The sequence below is a fragment of the Streptomyces sp. NPDC005761 genome, assembly GCF_040630635.1.
Taxonomy (GTDB): Bacteria; Actinomycetota; Actinomycetes; order Streptomycetales; family Streptomycetaceae; genus Streptomyces.
The window spans coordinates 49,714-64,723 of record NZ_JBEXXX010000046.1 but is presented as its reverse complement, the minus strand read 5'-3'; the positions used below and the strand labels follow the sequence as shown (position 1 = coordinate 64,723).

The 15,010-nt window shown below is 71.3% G+C and carries 13 protein-coding genes; 9 read left to right on the top strand and 4 right to left on the bottom strand.

Features of this window, described 5'->3' with window-relative positions:
* Positions 1 to 209 (top strand): FAD-binding protein (locus ABZ434_RS30490; protein WP_359143298.1); only part of this gene is annotated, 209 nt, incomplete at its 5' end.
* A 77-nt stretch (positions 210 to 286) separates the two neighbouring features.
* Here the strand turns inward: ABZ434_RS30490 and ABZ434_RS30485 are convergent.
* Both ABZ434_RS30485 and ABZ434_RS30480 read right to left on the bottom strand, forming a co-directional pair.
* Positions 287 to 1,462 carry a macrolide family glycosyltransferase gene (locus ABZ434_RS30485; RefSeq protein ID WP_359143296.1) on the bottom strand — a complete coding sequence of 392 codons (1,176 nt, stop codon included), beginning with the start codon at positions 1,460 to 1,462 and terminating at the stop codon, positions 287 to 289.
* Positions 1,463 to 1,991: 529 nt separating this feature from the next.
* Positions 1,992 to 3,311: a lipase family protein gene (locus ABZ434_RS30480; protein WP_359143306.1), complete on the bottom strand. Its 1,320-nt coding sequence runs from the start codon at positions 3,309 to 3,311 to the stop codon at positions 1,992 to 1,994.
* A 1,034-nt stretch (positions 3,312 to 4,345) separates the two neighbouring features.
* Between ABZ434_RS30480 and ABZ434_RS30475 the strand changes: the two genes are divergently transcribed.
* The 7 genes from ABZ434_RS30475 (at position 4,346) to ABZ434_RS30445 (ending at position 11,360) form a co-directional block, all read left to right on the top strand.
* Entirely contained in the window at positions 4,346 to 5,710 is a 1,365-nt protein-coding gene (locus ABZ434_RS30475; protein WP_359143294.1) for an ATP-binding protein, read from the top strand.
* Between the two features lie 2 nt (positions 5,711 to 5,712).
* The gene (locus ABZ434_RS30470; protein WP_359143292.1) at positions 5,713 to 6,141 is read left to right on the top strand and encodes a roadblock/LC7 domain-containing protein; all 429 of its coding nucleotides are present in this window, start codon (positions 5,713 to 5,715) and stop codon (positions 6,139 to 6,141) included.
* A 23-nt stretch (positions 6,142 to 6,164) separates the two neighbouring features.
* Positions 6,165 to 6,491, top strand: a complete 327-nt coding sequence (locus tag ABZ434_RS30465) for a DUF742 domain-containing protein (protein WP_359143290.1) — start codon at positions 6,165 to 6,167, stop codon at positions 6,489 to 6,491.
* Positions 6,469 to 7,095 (top strand): ATP/GTP-binding protein, encoded by a 627-nt coding sequence (locus tag ABZ434_RS30460; RefSeq protein WP_359143288.1) that lies wholly within the window; start codon positions 6,469 to 6,471, stop codon positions 7,093 to 7,095. The genes ABZ434_RS30465 and ABZ434_RS30460 overlap by 23 nt, the downstream gene beginning before the upstream one ends.
* Positions 7,092 to 8,297, top strand: a complete 1,206-nt coding sequence (locus tag ABZ434_RS30455) for a cytochrome P450 (RefSeq protein WP_359143286.1) — start codon at positions 7,092 to 7,094, stop codon at positions 8,295 to 8,297. The genes ABZ434_RS30460 and ABZ434_RS30455 overlap by 4 nt, the downstream gene beginning before the upstream one ends.
* Before the next feature lie 12 nt (positions 8,298 to 8,309).
* Positions 8,310 to 9,542, top strand: coding sequence for a cytochrome P450 (locus ABZ434_RS30450; RefSeq protein WP_359143284.1), 1,233 nt, complete (start codon positions 8,310 to 8,312; stop codon positions 9,540 to 9,542).
* Between the two features lie 288 nt (positions 9,543 to 9,830).
* Complete coding sequence (locus tag ABZ434_RS30445; RefSeq protein ID WP_359143282.1) at positions 9,831 to 11,360, top strand: glycoside hydrolase family 43 protein; 1,530 nt, start codon at positions 9,831 to 9,833, stop codon at positions 11,358 to 11,360.
* Positions 11,361 to 11,484: 124 nt separating this feature from the next.
* On the opposite strand, the gene sigJ is transcribed toward ABZ434_RS30445, so the two are convergent.
* Positions 11,485 to 12,468: an RNA polymerase sigma factor SigJ gene (gene sigJ, locus ABZ434_RS30440; protein WP_359143280.1), complete on the bottom strand. Its 984-nt coding sequence runs from the start codon at positions 12,466 to 12,468 to the stop codon at positions 11,485 to 11,487.
* A 149-nt stretch (positions 12,469 to 12,617) separates the two neighbouring features.
* Here sigJ and ABZ434_RS30435 point away from each other — a divergent pair, with 149 nt between their 5' ends.
* Entirely contained in the window at positions 12,618 to 13,142 is a 525-nt protein-coding gene (locus tag ABZ434_RS30435; RefSeq protein ID WP_359143278.1) for a carboxymuconolactone decarboxylase family protein, read from the top strand.
* A gap of 128 nt (positions 13,143 to 13,270) precedes the next feature.
* On the opposite strand, the gene ABZ434_RS30430 is transcribed toward ABZ434_RS30435, so the two are convergent.
* Positions 13,271 to 14,983 (bottom strand): aldehyde dehydrogenase family protein, encoded by a 1,713-nt coding sequence (locus ABZ434_RS30430; protein WP_359143276.1) that lies wholly within the window; start codon positions 14,981 to 14,983, stop codon positions 13,271 to 13,273.
* Between the last annotated feature and the right edge of the window lie 27 nt (positions 14,984 to 15,010).

Genomic DNA, 15,010 nt, shown 5'->3' with positions numbered 1-15,010 from the left:
GCAAGTCCGTCTCGCCGCAGCTGTACATCGCCTCGGGCATCTCCGGAGCGATCCAGCACCGGGCGGGCATGCAGACCTCGAAGACGATCGTCGCGGTCAACAAGGACGCCGAGGCCCCGATCTTCGACCTCGTCGACTACGGCGTCGTCGGCGACCTCTTCAACGTCGTCCCGCAGCTCACCGACGAGGTCACCGCCCGCAAGGGCTGACCTCTCGCCACGCACGGCCAACGGCCCGGGGCCGCACGGTGGAACCCACCGTGCGGCCCCGGGCCGTTCCCGATCGGTCAGCCCAGCAGTGCCTCGATGAGGCCGGCGGCCCGCGGGGTGCCGCCCTCGGCCCGCGCCTCGGCCCGCAGCCGCGCGGAACGGCCGGCGACCTCCGGGTCGGCGACCAGCTCGGTCAGTGCCGTGAGCAGCGCCTCGGGGGTGGCGTCCGCGGTGTCGATGCGGCGGGCGACGCCGAGTTCCACGAGCCGGTCGGCGTTCATGAACTGATCGGCGCCCTGCGGGACGGCGATCATCGGAACCCCGGTGTACAGCCCTTCGGAACTGCCGCCCATCCCGGCATGGGTGACGAAGGCGTCCGCCTGCTCCAGGATCGCGAACTGCGCTACCCAGGAGTGCACTTCGACGTTGCCCGGGATGGTACCGAGCTCGGCCCGGTCGGTGTGCCTGCCGACCTGGAGCACGACGTGCCAGCCGGGCAGGTCACCGTACGCGGCCAGGCACTGGCGATAGAACTCCGGCCGGTTCGTGTACGCCGAACCCAGCGAGACCAGCAGCACGCGCTCCGCCCCCGCCGGGCGGGTCCAGGTCTGCTCGGCGGCACGCCCGCCGAAGCAGGGGCCGACGAACGTCACGGTGTCCGTGTCGACGTCCTCCCCGTGCGGCTGCATCGCCCTGGGGATCAGGGCGAGGGTGTGCTCGGGACGCCCGGAGAAGGCGTCCATGCCGGTGGTGGACGCGCCGCAGCCGGCGAGCCACTGGGTGAACTTCGCCCGGTAGGCGTCGGCACCGGGCAGCGCCCACAGGTGGGCCGCCACGTCCTGCTCGTACCCCTTCCAGGCGACGAGCGTCGGGGACAGCTGCATGAGCGGACGCCTCTGCGCCTCGGCCAGCGCACGCGCCGCGTACGCGCCGATGTCGTACAGGTACAGGTCCGCGGGGTCGCCGTCGTAGAACGCCCTCAGCTGAGGCAGGGCCTGGACTGCGTCGTCGAGGAAGAGGCCCATCGCTCCGATGGGGTCGTCCGGCCAGTTGTTGTCGGCCACGGGCAGGACGGAGCCGTACGGGACGAACTCGGCACCGGTGGCCTCGATCCGGTCGGCCACGGCCGGGTCGTTGGCGTACGTCACCCGGTGGCCGCGGGCCACCAGTTCCCGGATGACTTCGAGACTCGGCAGTACGTGGCTGACGGCGGGGATGCCGATCATGGCGATGTGGGCACGGCGACGTGACATGGGAGATCACTCGATTCAGGTCTGCGGCGAGAGTCTTTCGCTCGGATCGGGCGCGAGCCCGGCCTGATCCGTACGAGAGGCCCGGAAGGACACGGCGCACCCGCGCGTCGACCGCTGCGACCCGGAATCCAGGTCGTGGGTGCGCACAGGGCATACCGGACGGAGGCGGGGCACTGCCCCGTCCTGCGTCAGCCGTAGAGCTGCTGGAAGAACATGCGAAGGACGATAACCGGTCGCCCCGGCGCGCCGCACACGGATTTCCGGGGGGCGGGGCACCGCCGTCACGAGGACGGGGCGGCGGATCCGAGCACGGGGACGACGCCCGACAGAGGCTGCGCACGCGCGCGGTGACGTGTTCCGCCGTCCGGTCCCACCGGGCCACGGCGTGCAGCCGCGCGACGTCGTCCTCGTCGTAGCGTCCGGCAGGAGGCGGGCGGCCGGGTCCGGTGCGTGATCGTGCCTGTCTCCCCCAGCGACAGAGGTGTGCCGGACGGTCCCGGAAGGGGCCGCCCGGCAGTCCGGCCGCGGATCAGGGCTGGAGCGGCATCGTCCAGCAGTTGGACGACGTGCCCTTGCCCGAGAGGCGGTCGGTCATCCAGGAGATCGCGTCACCCTGGTCGGTGATCAGCGGGACCAGGTGGTTGGTGAGGAGCTTGTCGCCGAGGTTCGGCAGAACGATGGCGTCGTAGGTGACGTCGGCGCCCTTGCGGCACCAGTCCACGGCGAGTTGGCGCGCCTGGGCGTGGGGCACGATGTCGTCCTGCACACCGGTGGCCAGGCGCACCGGGCCGGTGGGCTTCAGCGTGCCGATGCGCTGCCTGTCGAGGGCGGCCTGCGCCTTGGGCTCGGCGGCGATGACGTCACCGAGGGACTTCCCACTGGTCGTCCAGCCGGTGCTCCTGGTGAAGCCGTAGCCGAAGATCGCATCGCCGACGCACATCGTGGAGGCGTCCTTCAGCGCGGCCCGGCCGGCGTCGTTGACATTGGTTTCGACGACGTGCCTCAGATCGGGGTCGGCCTGGGCGAAGCCGTTGATGGACCAGGCCAGGGCGCCGGCGAGGGCACTGCCGTCGATGCCCTTCATGGTCGCGGTCAGGTTGGCGGGAGGCGCACCGGCATAGGTTCCGGCGAGCTTGACGTCGGGCGCGTAGGACGGCTGGAGTTCGGCCGCGGACGCGCTGGCTCCGCCACCCTGGCTGTATCCGTACAGACCGGTGCGCGAGTCGGACGTGATCGAGGTGCCGGGCAGCTGGTGCGCCGCGCGGGCCGCGTCCAGCAGGGCGTGGCCCTGGTCGAGCCGGTTGACGTAAGTGTGGAGCCGGTCCGTCGCGCCGAGGCCGACGTAGTCGGTGACCACGACGGCGACGCCTGCGGAGAGCAGTCGGTAGATCGCCAGGGTCTCGTAGCCGACCGACACGGTCTCGCCGCTGAGGGTCAGCGGGTGCTGGAGGGTCATGGAGGGTGCGCACTGGTCGCCCTGACCCACGGTGCCCGATGCCAGCGCCACCAGGGGGCGCGGGCCGGAGCCCTTCCAGGCGGCCGACGGTTCGATGTAGGCGCCGGTCACCGCGACGGCCTGCCCGCCCGAGTCGGTGGAGCGGTACATGAGCCGGGTCGCCGTGCCCGGCATCGGGCGGCCGTCCAGGCCGGGGAGACTCAGCCCGAGCGGCAGCGGCTCGTGGCGGATCACCGCGCCGTTGGCGGCGGGCAGTTCGGCCGGCGGGTTGTAGAAGTCGGGGATGGTGACCCCCCGGGATACCACGGGCTGCGGCCCGTCGGTGGCGGAGGCGGGTCCGGCGTACGCGGCCACGCAGGCCGCGGCGGTCACGGCGACGGCCACCGCGCGCATGCCGCCGGGGCGTGGCCCGCGGGCGGGGGATCCCGTGGGGGACGTCATGGGGAAGGGGGAAAGCGAACGGGTGCTCTTGCGGCTCACAGCTCACTCCTCGCTCTGCTCGGAATGCAGGTGATCGCAAGCTAGCAGCGGCACTTACCGAAGGTAACCCGTCAGTAAGTTACGCTGTGGTAACTGTCGGATCAGCCTTGGTCGACTGCGGCGGCACGACCGCTCACGACCGCCCGGACCGGCAGGCGTCACCGAGGCGGGTCGCTCGACCCCACGCACCCACCCCCCCTGTCAGCCCGAACGAGCAGGCCCCTCCCGTCGATGCCGTGACCGCACTGCGCACTCAAGGCGGGGGCTTGCGTGGTGAATGTTCCGACTCCCCTCTCTCCGCCGAACTGCCTTGTCGCATAGCCCTCTTGGGATGCCCGTCGGCCGACCGGATGCCAGCACGGGAGGCTCGTACACCGGCACCTTCGGAACTCGGCGTCTTCTCAACCCGGTTATTTCGAAGGCGACTTCACAACAAAGCCCCTCATCAGGCACAGGAGCCCCGTGCGCAACACGGCTTATTCCAACTAGAGTTCTGCCATGCCCACCTCGCCGGCCATCCACTTAGATCGCCGGCAGGCGGCCGATTCCGGCATTCCTGCCCGACCGAACGCCCCTGGTCAGCCGAGAACGGCAGCTCACAGCCTCGCGGAAGCTCCTCCGCGGGCAGCGGGCCATGGCCCGGGCCATGAAGAGGCGCATGGGCAGGCCCCGCCGCAAACCGGCGCGCGCGCCGAATTCCGCCATCTCGCCGGTCCTTCCGCCCTTGCGGCGTACCCGACGGCAGGGAAACCGCCGGATTCCTGGCCGGCGCCCGGAGTCGCCCGCCCCGTCCGCCCGCAATCGGCCCCGGCGTCCGGCAGACCCCGATGCCCGGGCACTACGGAGTACAGACACGATGCGATCCCATCCCCGAAACGAGCTGCACGGCCCGAACGGCGGCATACGCACAGGGACCGTCCCCCCGATCCGATTCTCGTGAGGGCCTGATGACCGAACTGATACTGATCGTGGCCGTGTTGGTGGCCGGCACCGGTGCGACGCTCTACTTCCACCGCAGAGCCCGCGCCCAGAAGAGCCGTGCGGACGGCCTCCAGCAGCACGTGGAACTCCTCGGGCAGCAATTGCGCGCAGCCGAGCAGTTCGCCGGACACATCACGCACACCGTGATTCCGGCCGCTGCGGCACAGATCCGGACCGGACAGATCCACCAGCCCGACCTGCCCGTGCCGCCCCAGCTCCTGCACACCCGGATGGCGGGTGCTCTCGGTGCTCTCGTGGGACAGGCATGCTCCGCCATCGGCCAGACCGAGCAACTGGCGCGGAACGTCGCACAGGACCAGATCGCCCAGGTCCGGGCGGAAGCCGAGCAGCACATCGCCCAGGCGCGGCAGGAGTCCGTGGACGTGGCCCGGGCAGCGGTACGCGCCTTCGCCTCCAGCACCGTTCAACGGGCCGCGAAGCTGAGCAGCGCGATCAGCGCCGGCGTGCGTCGCCATGTCTCGGACGACGCGTACGCCACGCTGGTCGAGATGGATCACCTGGCCCAGCAGATGCTGCTCACCGCGTCCGGGTACGGCGTCCTGGCCGGCGACAAGCTGTCGCGACGCTGGCCGGCGACCACTCTCACCGACATCGTCCGCACGGCCATGGGCCGGGTCGAGGGCTACCAGCGCATCCAGCACACGGACCTGGAGTCGTTCGCCGTGCAGAGCCGCGCCGTGGAAGCCGTCGTCCACGCCCTGGCGGTGCTGCTGGACAACGCCCTCCGGTACTCCCCGCCGAACGCCCGGGTACATGTCTCGCTGGAGCACGGGGCCAACGCGGCCTTCCTCGTCGTGGACGACGCCGGACTGCGGATCGAGGACGAGCGGCTGACCTGGGCGCGCGAGGTGATGTCCGGCAAGCAGCGGGACGACATCACGCAGCTCGGCGCCTACCCGCAGACCGGGCTGCGGGTCGCGTCCGTGCTCGCCGACCAGTACGGCTTCCGCGTCGAACTGACGGCGCCCAATCTGTACGGCGGCACCCGCGCGATCATCGTGCTCCCGCAGGCCCTGCTCACGACGCCCCAGTCCCCACGGCCGTTGTCCGTGCAGAGCGTGCCGGCCGCCCGCCCGGCCCCCGCCCCGGAAGCTGAGCCGGCGCCGTCGGCCACGTCCACCACCGCAAACGGGCTCACCGTCCGTCGGCGCACCCCGCGTCCCGCCACCGGGACAAGCCCCGCCGCCGGGACGCGGCCGGACCCCGCTCCCGTGGAGCCGGGTACCCCAGCCGTCGCCGCCGCGTGGATGGCCGGCAGCCGCCGCAGCCGGGACAGCCAGAACACCGCCACCACCGACGAAGGACGTTGATCATGACGGACACCCACTCGAACGCCCTGGGCTGGCTGCTGGACGAGCAGCTGGGATCCGTGGAGGGCGTCCGGTACGCCGTGCTGATGAGCGGCGACGGTCTGCTCAAGGCCCGGACGAAGACCATCGGCCAGGAGGACGGCGAGAAGCTGGCCGCCCTGACCGCCTCGCTGCGGGCGTCGGGCCGGGCGTGGGACGACTTCACCGGCGGGCAGGGCGTGCGCCAGCAGCTGATCGAGAGCGTCGAGCGGATCGGCCTGACGACCGCGGCGGGTCAGAACACGATGCTCTCGGTCGTCACGACGGGGCCCCACGCCGACGTCGGCCTGATCAGCCACCACATGGCCCTGCTCGTGGTGCGCCTGGGCGAGCAGCTCGGCACCACGGAACGCAGGCCCCTCCTCCAGCCGGACGGAGGCACCTCGGTATGACGGGTCCGCGGCATGACCCGGACATGGTGAGGCCTTACGTCCGTACGGGAGGACGGGTCCGCCCGCGCCAGAACGTCCTTCTGGAGAGCGTGGTCATCGCCGCACCCAGCCCCACCGGCGAGCTGGGGCCCGATGCCCGGCGGGTGATGAGCCTGTTCTCCGTGGGCCTCGGCGGGCTGGCCGTCGCGGACATCGCCGCCGCGCTGCAACTGCCGCCCTCCACCGTCCGGATCCTCGTCTCCTCCCTCATGGACAGCGGCCATCTGGCCAGCCCTGCGGCCGCTGCGAACGACCAGCCCGAAAACGACCTCCTGCAGAAGGTGCTCGATGGACTCCGAGAACTGGTCTGACAAGGCGAACGCCGTCTCGTACGTGCCGGTCACGGTGACCCGGTCCGCCAAGATCGTGATCGCCGGCGGGTTCGGTGTCGGCAAGACGACCTTCATCGGCAGCGTGTCCGAGGTGCGGCCGCTGCGGATGGAGGAACCGATCACCGAGGACAGTGCCGGGATCGACGATCTGCGCGGCACACCGAGGAAGACCACGACGACCGTGGGCATGGACTTCGGCCGTATCCACCTGGCCGGCGGTGCCCTTGCCCTGTATCTGTTCGGACTCCCCGGACAGATCCGCTTCCAGCCCCTGTGGGAGGACCTCGCACAGGGTGCTCTCGGCTGCCTCGTCCTGGCCGACACCCGCGACCTCGACGCGAGTCACGGGGCTCTGAGTCTGCTGGAGGCCGAGGGCATCCCCTACGCGGTCGCGGTCAACGCCTTCCCCGACGCGCCCGTCTACGACCTCGGCGAACTGCGCGAGGCCCTTGCCCTGGACCCGCACACGCCGCTGATCACCTGCGACGCCCGCGACCGCACCTCCTCCCTCCACGCCCTGATCACGCTCACGGAGTACTTGATCTCGCACCGTGAAGCCCACTCCCTGGAGCCCTCGTCATGACGTTCACCAGCTCCGCCACGGTCGCACCGGGCAGGTTCTCCCTGTACGAGCCGGATTTCGCCGCCGACCCGCACGCCGCATACGAGCGGATGCGGAAGACCTACGGCCCCCTGGTGCCCGTCGAGTTGGCCCCCGGCATCCCCGCCACGCTGGTGATCGGCTACCTCCAGGCCCGCCGCATCCTCAACGACCCCATGTACTTTCCGCCCGACCCGCGCATCTGGGAGCAGCAGGTGCCGGCCTCGTGCCCCGTGCGGCCGATGATGGAGTGGCGGCCCAACGCACTGCGCAACGGCGGTGCGGAACACGCCCGTTACCGGGCTGCCAACACCGCCGGGATCAACGCCGTCGACCAGCACCAGCTGCGCACCCAGGTGGAGAAGATCGCTGCGGAGTCCATCGGAGACTTCCTCGCCACCGGCAGCGCCGATCTGCTCACCCAGTACGCCTGGCCGATCGCCTTCCGGATCCTGAGTGCTCTGCTGGGCTGCCCCGACGAGATCGGAGCCCGGATCGCCGACGGAATGGCGCGCATCTTCAACACCACCGACGCCCATCAGGGCAACCAGATCCTCGGCCAGGCCCTCGCCGACCTCGTCGCCCTGCGGCGGCGGGATCCCGCCGACGACATCACCTCGCGTCTGCTGGCCCACTCGGCGGAGTTGACCGACGAGGAGATGATCCACCAGCTCGTCACTCTCTACGGCGCCGGTATCGAGCCACTGACCAACCTCATCGCCAACACCCAGCTGAAGATCCTCACCGACGAGGACTTCTCCGCCGGACTGCACGCGGGTCAGTCCACGGTGCGCGACGCGCTCGACACCGTCCTGTACACCGACCCGCCCATGGCGAACTACTGCATCACCTATCCGCCCTTCCCCGCGGACATCGACGGCTTCCTGCTCCCGGCCCACCAGCCCGTCGTCATCTCCATGGCGGCGTGCAACAACGACCCCGAACTGACCCGGGGACCGGCCGGGATCTCGGGCAACCGCGCTCACCTGGCCTGGAGCATCGGCCCGCACACCTGCCCGGCCCGCTCCCACGCCTACCTCATCGCCGAGACCGCGATCGCCTGTCTGCTCGACGCCCTGCCGGAGATGGATCTCGCCGTCCCTGCCGCTGAACTGCGCTGGCGTCCGGGCCCCTTCCACCGCGCCCTGGAGTCCCTCCCCGTCCGCTTCGCCACCGCTCGCTGAAAGAGAGGCACCATGTCCGAGCAGCCCGCACTCGTCCTCGATCCCACCGGCTCCGGCCGCCACGCCGAATACCAGGCCCTGCGCGACCGCGGTCCGGCCACCCGGGTGGACGTCCTCGGTGTGAACGCGTGGTCGGTCACCGACCCCGCCCTCCTCAAGGAACTCCTCACCAGCCCGGAGGTCTCCAAGGACGCCCGCGCCCACTGGCCCGCCTTCGCCGAGACCGTGGCCACCTGGCCGCTGGCCCTCTGGGTCGCCGTCAGCAACATGTTCACCGCCTACGGAGGCGACCACCGGCGGCTCCGCCGGATGGTGGCTCCGGCGTTCAGCGCCCGCCGCATCCAGGACCTGCGTTCATCGGTCGAGAAGGTCGTCGCCACGCTTCTCGACGATCTCGACTCCCGGCCGGCCGGTGAGGTGGCCGATCTGCGCAAGGACCTCGCCTACCCGCTCCCGATCGCGGTGATCGGCCAGCTCATGGGCGTCCCCGAGCAGCAACTCGACGGCTTCCGCGCCCTGGTCGACGGGGTCTTCGACACCACCCTCACCGTCGAACAGGCAACCGCGAACACGGCCTCTCTGTACGAGGCCCTCGACGGACTGATCGCGGCCAAGCGCGCGGACCCCGGCGACGACATGACCTCGCTCCTCATCGCAACCCGCGACGACGAGGGGGACGGCGGCGCCCTCACCGACGACGAGCTGCGCGACACGCTGCTCCTGATGGTCTCGGCCGGATACGACACCACCGTCAACGTGATCGACCAGGCCATCACCGCGCTGCTGACCGATCCCGCGCAGCTGGCCCATCTGCGGGCCGGGCGCGCCGACTGGAACGGCGTCGTCGAGGAGACCCTGCGGCACGAGCCCGCCGTCAAGCACCTGCCCATGCGCTTCGCCCTGGCGGACATCCCTCTGCCCGACGGACAGAAGATCGCCCGGGGCGAGGCGATCCTCGCCTCCTACGCCGCCGCCAACCGCCACCCCGGCCTGCACGGGGAGTCCGCGGACCGCTTCGACGCCACCCGGCCGACGAAGGAGCACCTGGCCTTCGGGCACGGCGTGCACTTCTGCCTCGGCGCCCCGCTCGCCCGTCTGGAGATCGCGACCGCGCTCCAGCAGCTCTTCGAACGGTTCCCCGAGGCCGAACTCGCGGTTCCCGCAGCCGAACTGCAGCCGTTGCCGTCCCTGATCAGCAACGGTCACCAGTCCCTCCCGGTCCGTCTGCGCCCGGCCGCCGGCTGACCCTCACGGGTCCCCGCCACGGGCCGGCGGGGACCCGTACGGAGCTCGCTCCTGTCGTGCGCCTTCGCCGCCTCGGACGGAGCGACACGAAGCGAAAGGCGCCCCGGCGGGGGCACCGACGCGGCGAGCGGGCCCGAGCGCCCGGCGTACCGCGCACCGCCCGGTGCGGGCCGCCCACCAGACAACCGTTGACAGCGCACAGTCGCCATGCGAGTTTCGAAGCGCTTCGACGATCGTGGCGGTGCGGCGCGCAGCGGCCCCGCCACCCGGCCACACCCTGGGACGGACATGGCGCACTTCGACAACCCCGTGATTCCCGGCTTCAGCCCGGACCCGAGCATCTGCCGGGTGGGCGACGACTACTACGTGGCGACGTCCAGCTTCGAGTACGTGCCGGGGGTGCCCCTGTGGCACAGCCGCGATCTGGTGAACTGGCGGTTGATCGGGCACGCGCTGGACCGGCCCGGCCAGTTGGAGCTGCCGGAGACGGTTCCCGCCTCGTGCGGTGTGTACGCGCCCACCCTGCGGCACCACGACGGACTCTTCTGGATGATCACGACCGTGGTCACCGACGCCGGCACCGTCCTGGTGACCGCCAAGGACCCCGCCGGGCCCTGGTCGGACCCGGTGTCGGTCGGAGTTCCCGGCATCGATCCCGATCTGGCCTGGGACGAGGACGGCACCTGCTGGTGTGTGTACTCGGACGACGGCATCCACGGGGTGCGCATCGATCCGGAATCGGGCGGAACGCTGGGTGAGGCGGTGCCGTTGTGGTCGGGCAGCGGACTGCAGTACCCCGAGGGCCCCCATCTGTACCGGGTCGGCGACTGGTGGTACCTGCTTCTGTCGGAGGGCGGCACGGAGCGCGGCCATGCGATGTCGGTGGCCCGTGCCCGCAGCCTGCCGGGGCCGTTCGAGCCGCACCCGGACAACCCTGTGCTCTCCCACCGCAGTACCGGCCACCCCGTGCAGAACATCGGGCACGGAGATCTCGTGCAGGCACATGACGACACCTGGTGGATGGTGCTGCTGGGCACCCGGCCCCGCGGCGACACCCCGAAGTACCACGGCCTGGGCCGGGAGACGTTCCTGGCACCGGTGCGCTGGGAGGACGGGTGGCCGCTGCCGGGCCCGGTGGACCTGCGGGCCGAGGCCCCCGCCCTGTCGCCGCACCCGTGGCCAAAGGAGGCGGAGCGGGACGAGTTCGACTCCCCCGTGCTCGCGCCGTGCTTCGTGTCGCTGAGGCGGCACGACCCGGCTGCCGTACGTCTGGACGAGCGACCGGGGCACCTGGTGCTGCACGCCCGCGCGGACAGCCTCGACTCGCCCGGCGCGCTCCTCGTGGGCCGGCGCCAGCAGGCCCCCGACTGCACCGCCCGTACGCGGATCGAGGTCGCGCCCGGAGGCCTGGGCGGGCTCGTCGTGCGGCTCGACGAGGCGCACCACTACCGGGTGGAGACGGACGGGGCCGGCACGGTCCACATCGTCGCCAGGATCGGCCCCCTGTGCCACAGCGTGGCCGAACGCACCGTGCCGCCGGGTCCGTTGACACTGCGGATCGAGGTCAGCTCCACCGTGACCCTGCCGCCCTCCGTGACGGACCCGGCCGCGGCGGCCCCACCCGGCCTCCGCGTCGGCGGCCCCGACACGCTCCGTCTGGGGTACGAAACGGCCGACGGCGGCTTCGAGGCCCTTGCCGCACTCGACGGCCGCTACCTCACCACGGAGGTTGCCGGGGGCTTCACCGGCCGGGTCATCGGCATGTACGCGACCCGGGGCAGTGCCGCCTTCGACTGGTTCGGCCTGCGCCCGGCGTGACACCGGGGGCGGGTTCGGAACGCGCGTCCGAAGACGGCGCGCGTTCCGCCCGGCTCGCGGTCCGGCGCGACTCGGACGGGCACGACGTGCTGTACCTGCCGGACACCGCGCACAACTCGCTCTGCTACGGGCTCCGCTGAGCACCCGCCCCGTCGGCACTCCGGCCGGCGGGGCGTCCGGCGGTCCACGGCCGGAGCTTCTCGGGGTTCCGTACGGCCCAGATGTGCGTGATCCGGTCGTCCTCGACACCGAACGCGTACACGGTCACGACGGCACCGTCCTGCTGGGCGACCAGGCCGGGCTGCCCGTTGACGGTACGTTCCAGGAGCGTCAGGCCGGCCGTCCTGCCGGTGAGAGCGACGAGGCCGTGGGCGAGTTGCACGGCGCCCTCGAACCGGCGGCGCACGGTGGTGGCGAGACCGCCGCCGTCACCGGTCGCCCTGACCTCCGGGTCCAGCAGGGCGACGAGGGCGTCGATGTCCTTGGCTTCCCAGGCCTCCTTGAAGTCCCGGACGACGGCGGCCTGTCGGGCGGTCGGCCGGGAAGGCGGCCGCGGGTGACGAACGCGCCGCCGGGCCGATGACGCCAGTTGCCGGCAGGCCGCCGGCGTGCGGCCGACGATCTCGGCGACTTCGGCGAAGGGGTAGCGGAAGACGTCGTGGAGGACGAACGCCACGCGTTCGGCCGGCGTCATCGATTCGAGTACGACGAGGAAGGCCATGCCGATCGACTCGTCGAGGGTGACACGGTCGGCCGGGTCGACGGTGATGCCGCCCGCCCGGTCTCCGGACCACTCCGCAGGCGCGGGCAGCGGTTCGGGGATCCAGTCGCCGACGTAGGTCTCCCGTCGCGCCCGTGCAGAGTTGAGCACGTCGAGACAGATGCGGCCGGTGACCCTGGTCAGCCAGGCGCCCGGGCGTTCGATGGCTCGCTGCTGCTGCGGGGCCAGGGCGAGCCAGCGCGCGTAGGTTTCCTGGACGGCGTCCTCGGCCTCGGAGAGGGAGCCGAGGAGCCGGTAGGCAAGGTTGATCAGCTGACGCCGTTCGCCCGTGATGGCGCTCAGCCTCGGGTCGGGCCGGCCGTCTGCCGGTTCGGACGGGGTGATCATGGCGTGGTCGGCTCCCTCGGTCGCGTATGCGCTCACTCCCTTCGACAGGACAGCGCCGCCGAACCTGACATCGCCTCCCGCCTCACATTCCGAGGGGCTGCGGTGTCGGACCGGTGAGAGACCGTCCGGCCCAACGAAGGAGCCTCACCATGGCTACGACAACGACGAGCACGACCGGCACCACGGAGCAGGACGCAGGCGTCCGGTCACGTCTGCCCGACCCCACCCGGCTCTTCCCCGACCTGGCGAAGCTCTCCGGAGCCCTGCGCAACGCCCTCCGCAGCGGGCCGGTGCCGCAGACCACGCTCGGCGTGATGCAGCTCCGCGCCGCACAGATCGTCGGCAGCACCTACCACGCCCTTCCGCTGACCGAACACCTCCGCAAGGCCGGCGAGACCGAGTACCGCATCACCGCCGTGGCGACATGGCAGGACGCGCCCTGCTTCACCGATGCCGAACGGGTGGCCCTGGAACTGGTGGAGGCCGTACTCACCCCGAACCCGTTCGGGGAGCGCGTCTGTGACGAACTGTTCGCCAGGGCATCCGCGCTCTACGACGACGAGGCCCTCTGGACGCTCACCATGGCGATCGGCCACTTCTGTCTGTTCGTCCCGGTCGCTCTCATCGGCAAGCCGATCCCCGGACGGCCCATCGGGAAGAACTACAGCAGGTAGCCGGGCAAGCTCTACGTCTACACCGGCGACCCGGACTCTGCGAACCTCTGCATCCTGCGGCGCCGCAGCTGGATCAAGAGGTGCTCCGGCACCGCCGGAGCACCTCCGCATCACCCGTGCCCGAGGGTTCAGCCGCGCAGTGCGGAGAGGAGGATGCCGGGCAGTTTCCGGAACCTCGGTGCGGCGGTGAAGGCGGTGAGCCGCCGCACCGTGGTCCGGCCCGTCCGGTTGGTGACGAAGTACGGCGGGCGCGGGGACAGCGAGGGGGAGCCCGTGAACAGGCCGCGGGGCGACGGGGCGAAGGGGGCGCGGACCACCGTCTTCTCCACGTCCTCCAGCATGAACGCGTTGTGCACGAAGCCGATTCCACTGCCGATCTCCTGGCGCGTGTGCCCCGGGAACGCCCCCCACGGCGTGTATCCGAGCAGGAAGCCGAACGCCGACCAGCAGTTCACCCCGAGCGTGCCGTAGCGCAGCTCGGCCACCGCGGTGTCCACGGCCTCGCGGTGGGCCTGCTCGGTCCGGGGGTGGACCAGCAAGGTGGCGCCCAGGGTGCCCGGCAGGGTGTTGTTGGCGAAGTCGGTCGCCCGGCGCAGGAATGCGGCCGGGTCACGGCCCTCCATGCGCACCACTCCGAGTGCGCTGGCGAACACCTCGTCGGTGAGCATGGGGTCGTCGTGACGCGTGATGTCGGACACGAGCGCCCCACATGCCTCCCCGGCGAGGAACTCGGCCTCGGGGTGGGCCTCGACGACGGCGCGCAGTCGTGCGGCCGCGCCCGGGTAGTAGTCGCTGCGGGGCGGGAGCTCGCGCAGAACGCGGCGGACCTCGTCGAGCAGCCGCTCGGTTCCGTCCCAGTCCCGCGGCACCACAAGGATCTGGGCGGCGACGCAGTTGTGACCGGAGTTGTTCATCTTGCTGGTCACGATGTGCTCCGCCTGAAAGCGGAAGTCCGCGTCCGTCCACGGCCCCGGGGTGACGATGCAGGGGCTGACTCCCCCGAGCTCACTGGTGAACGGCTTGTCGTTCACGGGTGTGTCCTCGCGTCGGCGGTGTTCCGCGTGTTCGTCCGTGCCCCAGACGATGGCGTCGTGGGTGCGCTCGCTCCCCGTCACGTGAATGGTGTCTATACCGGCGTGGGAGGTCAGGTAGGCGCCCTCGGCGGCGCCGCCGTCCACGAAGCGGACCCATCCGTGGTCCACGAACTCCGCGAACACCTTCTCGAAGTGGACTCTGAGGTAGGCGTTGACCGGGTTCATCTTCGCGATGACGACCTGGTTGTCCAGACAGAGCTTGTGCACGATGTCGAGGGGGGTGATGGCTGCCACGTTCCCCGCTCCCAGTACGAGCGCCACGGCGGGCGCACCAGGCCTTCCCCGGTAGGCACCGCCGGCCCTGGCGAGCACCTGCTCGCGGGTGGTGCCGGGCAGGGTCCACACCTGTGCCGAGAAGCCGCTGAGGAGCAGCCGGTCGGTGCCCGTCGCGGGGAAGACGTCGACCACGGTGCGCCCGCCCCGGTCCCGGACGGCCCGGGCCGGAACAGGGTCACGCCCTGCGGACAGCCTGCGCAGCACGTGGAGGTACGCGCTCACGGTCTGTGCCAGGGCCCAGGGCGCGGTGACCCAGTCCTCGGCGGCCCAGGGCGAGTCGGCTCCGTAGCCCTTGGCGCGTGCCGCGTCGGCGACCATCGCGGGGGCACCCTCCGCGATGCGGGGCAGCATCCGTTCCAGCAAGCCGATGCGTTCGGCCGGACCGGTCCGGGGCCAGGTCTCCATGCCCGCGCGCAGTGCCGTCACGGCGTCGTCCAGGGGTGCGGTGTCGAGTACCGGTACGGCGCTCACAGAAGGGCTCCTCGGTGTGGGGTCGGG

Bases quoted from the DNA above. Each gene is read 5' to 3' on its own strand.
- ABZ434_RS30485 (WP_359143296.1), bottom strand. From the start codon at position 1,462: ATGTCACGTCGCCGTGCCCACATCGCCATGATCGGCATCCCCGCCGTC.
- ABZ434_RS30480 (WP_359143306.1), bottom strand. From the start codon at position 3,311: ATGCGCGCGGTGGCCGTCGCCGTGACCGCCGCGGCCTGCGTGGCCGCG.
- ABZ434_RS30475 (WP_359143294.1), top strand. From the start codon at position 4,346: ATGACCGAACTGATACTGATCGTGGCCGTGTTGGTGGCCGGCACCGGT.
- ABZ434_RS30470 (WP_359143292.1), top strand. From the start codon at position 5,713: ATGACGGACACCCACTCGAACGCCCTGGGCTGGCTGCTGGACGAGCAG.
- ABZ434_RS30465 (WP_359143290.1), top strand. From the start codon at position 6,165: ATGGTGAGGCCTTACGTCCGTACGGGAGGACGGGTCCGCCCGCGCCAG.
- ABZ434_RS30460 (WP_359143288.1), top strand. From the start codon at position 6,469: ATGGACTCCGAGAACTGGTCTGACAAGGCGAACGCCGTCTCGTACGTG.
- ABZ434_RS30455 (WP_359143286.1), top strand. From the start codon at position 7,092: ATGACGTTCACCAGCTCCGCCACGGTCGCACCGGGCAGGTTCTCCCTG.
- ABZ434_RS30450 (WP_359143284.1), top strand. From the start codon at position 8,310: ATGTCCGAGCAGCCCGCACTCGTCCTCGATCCCACCGGCTCCGGCCGC.
- ABZ434_RS30445 (WP_359143282.1), top strand. From the start codon at position 9,831: ATGGCGCACTTCGACAACCCCGTGATTCCCGGCTTCAGCCCGGACCCG.
- sigJ (WP_359143280.1), bottom strand. From the start codon at position 12,468: ATGATCACCCCGTCCGAACCGGCAGACGGCCGGCCCGACCCGAGGCTG.
- ABZ434_RS30435 (WP_359143278.1), top strand. From the start codon at position 12,618: ATGGCTACGACAACGACGAGCACGACCGGCACCACGGAGCAGGACGCA.